This is a genomic window from Vogesella mureinivorans, from assembly GCF_007644035.1.
Taxonomy (GTDB): domain Bacteria; phylum Pseudomonadota; class Gammaproteobacteria; order Burkholderiales; family Chromobacteriaceae; genus Vogesella; species Vogesella mureinivorans.
In genome coordinates this window covers 1-1,806 of record NZ_VMTV02001043.1, presented here as the reverse complement: position 1 = coordinate 1,806, position 1,806 = coordinate 1, and the positions used below count along the sequence as shown (strand labels likewise).

Annotated in this window: 2 protein-coding genes; both read left to right on the top strand. The window is 60.5% G+C overall.

What is annotated here, in order from left to right:
• Nucleotides 1-681: YqaJ viral recombinase family nuclease (locus tag FLQ44_RS22665; RefSeq protein WP_147696160.1), on the top strand; the 681-nt coding region annotated here is incomplete at its 5' end.
• Nucleotides 678-1,721 carry a RecT family recombinase gene (locus tag FLQ44_RS22660; protein WP_206209118.1) on the top strand — a complete coding sequence of 348 codons (1,044 nt, stop codon included), beginning with the start codon at nt 678-680 and terminating at the stop codon, nt 1,719-1,721. The genes FLQ44_RS22665 and FLQ44_RS22660, both read left to right, overlap by 4 nt.
• Nucleotides 1,722-1,806 lie beyond the last annotated feature (85 nt).

Genomic DNA, 1,806 nt, shown 5'->3' with positions numbered 1-1,806 from the left:
CACCCACAACATAACTGGATGCTGGGCAACCTCGACCGGCTGGTATGGGAAGGTGACAAACGCCCGCAGTACAAGGGCCAGATTCGCACCCGCAAACTGCTGGAGTGCAAGACGGCCTTGGGGCGGTTCGTAGACAAAACGATGTGGGGACCAGATGGTACCGATGAAGTACCGATTTCCTATCTGGCCCAGTGCCAGCACTACATGGCCGTGACCGACGCCGAGCTTTGCGACCTGGCTGTGATGATGGCCGGCCCCGAATTCCGCATCTACCACATCCACCGAGATGACGAGCTGATCCGCCAGATGATCGAGCGCGAAGGCGAGTTCTGGGAGCGCATCCAGACCGGCAAGGCGCCAGAGCCGGATTACGACCACGCCACCACCGGCGACCTGATGGCCAAGCTATACCCCGGCACCGACGGCACGGAAATCATCCTGCCCGATAGCGCCACCCACTGGCAGCAGGTAATGGCCGAGGCCAAGGCCCAGGTGAAGCAGTACGAAACCATCGCCGACGGCGCCAAGAACCATCTGCTGCACCTGATGGGCAATGCCGCCATTGGCCTGCTGCCGGACGGCAGCCAGTTCACCCGCAAAGAAGTGAAGCGCGCGGAGTACACGGTTGGTGCCGTGAGCTACGTAGATTTCCGATTCAAGAAAGCGAAGGAAGCAGCATGAACGACATCATTGAACATCAGGGCGACCAGTTGCCGGCTTATAACGGCGACCAGACTTCTACAACGGCGATGGTGCTGGATAGCAATACCATCGATAGCATCATGCGGGTGGCGGAGATCATGGCCAGTGGAAAATCCACCATACCTCAACATCTGCGCAGCAATCCCGGCGACTGCATGGCAGTTGTGATGCAGGCCATGCAATGGAAGATGAACCCGTTTGCCGTGGCTCAGAAAACCCATCTGGTGAATGGTCAGCTTGGCTATGAGGCACAGCTTGTGAATGCCGTTGTTCAGGCAACTGGCGCGATCACTGGGCGATTCCATTATGAGTACCAAGGCGACGGCCTGAACGTGCAGTGTCGCGTGGGCGCCGTGATCCGCGGGGAAAACGAAATCACCTGGAACGAGTGGCTCAGCGCCGCCAGCGTCACCGTAAAAAACTCGCCGCTGTGGAAGACCAATCCCAAGCAGCAGCTGGGCTATCTGCAGGTGAAAAACTGGGCTCGGGCCCACACGCCCGGCGCCATTCTGGGTGTGTATACCCCTGAAGAGCTGGAGACGCATCCGCGCGCCGAGCGCGATATCACGCCACAAGCCGAGCAGGCAGCCAGCCGCCCCGCAACACGCACCGAGGCGCTAAAAGGCAAGCTGGCAAGTAAAGCGCCCGCTCAGTCAGCCGCTAATACTCAGGCACTCCCAGCCCCAACGTTGGACATGATCACCGAGCAATTGCGGCAAGCAGCTGGCAAGGCAGATATGGACCGCATCAAGCACATGGTGGCCGAGCTGCCAGAGGGACAGTATCAGCTTGGTGTCGATGCCTACAACGCCCGCGCAGCAGAGCTGAAATCAAAGGCGCCCGCTGCTGCCCAGCAAACCTTCGATACCGAAGGCTTCGCCGCCCGCATTGCCGCCTGCACCGATATCGACACCCTCGACGTGATGGCCGACGAGCTGCGCGTGATCGAAGGCACGCTGGCGCACGAAGATCTTCTGGGCCTGTACCGCGACCGCCGCGCCGAACTGGCGATTGGTTGACGACCATGGCCGGCCCCGGAAACAGCCGGCCGGCCAGTGAGCGCTACTCGCAGAAGCGACTGGAAAAGCTACTGGCCGACGCCGA